We start from the raw sequence: 1,190 nt of genomic DNA on the forward strand, positions 1-1,190 counted from the left end.
TTCCTCGGCTACGGCCGGTGCCGCGCCCAGCAGCAGCGAGGCGACCATCACGACACGTCTACAGCTGTTCAGATAAAGATCTGTGCGGAGATCGTACATATTTTTCAGTGACATGACGGAAGTTGAGGGAGTTGCCCGAATTTCGCAAGCAAGCTCGCCCCCGAACAGCCGGCTATCTGATCCAGGACCGCCTGTCCTTCGTGCGCTTCCTCGGCCGGGGCCTGGCGGGCCCGGCGGCGGAGGCGAACGCGATCTGGACATTCCGCGAGGCGCCCAAGCGGGCGGCCCCGGTGAGATGCGCTGTTTGCGCGCTTCGGTGCCACGCTGCGGGCCAGCGATCATCTGCCATGGGCGGGCAGATCGTCGATGCGACTATCGTGGCCGCGCCTGGTCCTGAAAGACCATTCGCTCTCTGGCGCGCGGAAGCCATGCGGCATCTTCTCATGTCGGCCTACGTTGACCATCGCCCCACCCGGCGATACGCATATCGCGCATGCTTCTGATGAGCCTACATCGAATGACGTGGCGGCTTCTTCCCGTCCTGATGGCGCTGCTCATCCTCGGGACGGTGCCGCACGCGCATGCCTTCGAGGGCCATGGCGTCCAGGCCTCCATGCACTCGACCCAGGACGGACAGGACCAGGGCGGCCAGGCCGCGCCCTGCGACGTGCATTGCGCCATGTGCCACGTGGCCTCCCTGCCGCCGCTGGATTTCCGCCCCGCCGCGCCGGTCGCGGCCACCCAAACGGCGTTGACCGGCTCCGATACATTCCGCCTCGGCCATGTWGGCGSCGCGCCGCAAAGACCTCCCAGGCTGTTCGCGATCGTCTGAGCGCGGCTGCCGTCCGGCATACGCGCTGCGTCTCGTATCGCGTGTCCGCCGGAAGGCCTGCCCATGTTCCATCGCGTCCTGCGCCATGCCGCCCTGGCTTGCGCGCTGATTCTCTCCACGCCCGCCCTCGCCCACGAGGGCTCTGACGAGGCGGCCGCCGGTTCCTTGTCGGCGCGCCCGCGCATCGCCGTGCATTCGCAGCTCTACGAGCTGGTTGCCGTGCGGGAATCGTCCGACCAGCTTCGGATCTGGCTCGACCACTTCGACGGCAACGCCCCTGTCACCGATGCGCGCATCGAGGCGACGCTGGGCGACGCCCGCATCGCCGCCGAGCCGCAGCCGGACGGCACCTATCGCC

1 protein-coding gene and 2 pseudogenes are annotated in these 1,190 nt (G+C 67.8%); all 3 read left to right on the forward strand.

Annotated elements, in window-relative coordinates:
• Positions 1 to 173 precede the first annotated feature (173 nt).
• A pseudogene (locus AC1DWF_RS32155) lies at positions 174 to 389 on the forward strand (IS5/IS1182 family transposase); the annotation flags it as partial.
• 128 nt (positions 390 to 517) lie between these two features.
• A complete protein-coding gene (locus tag AC1DWF_RS32160; RefSeq protein WP_476842588.1) occupies positions 518 to 832 on the forward strand; it encodes a hypothetical protein in 315 nt (104 codons plus the stop codon).
• Positions 833 to 895: 63 nt separating this feature from the next.
• Positions 896 to 1,190: pseudogene (locus tag AC1DWF_RS32165) on the forward strand (efflux RND transporter periplasmic adaptor subunit); the annotation flags it as partial.

The sequence above is a fragment of the Aminobacter sp. P4_D5 genome (assembly GCF_056401815.1).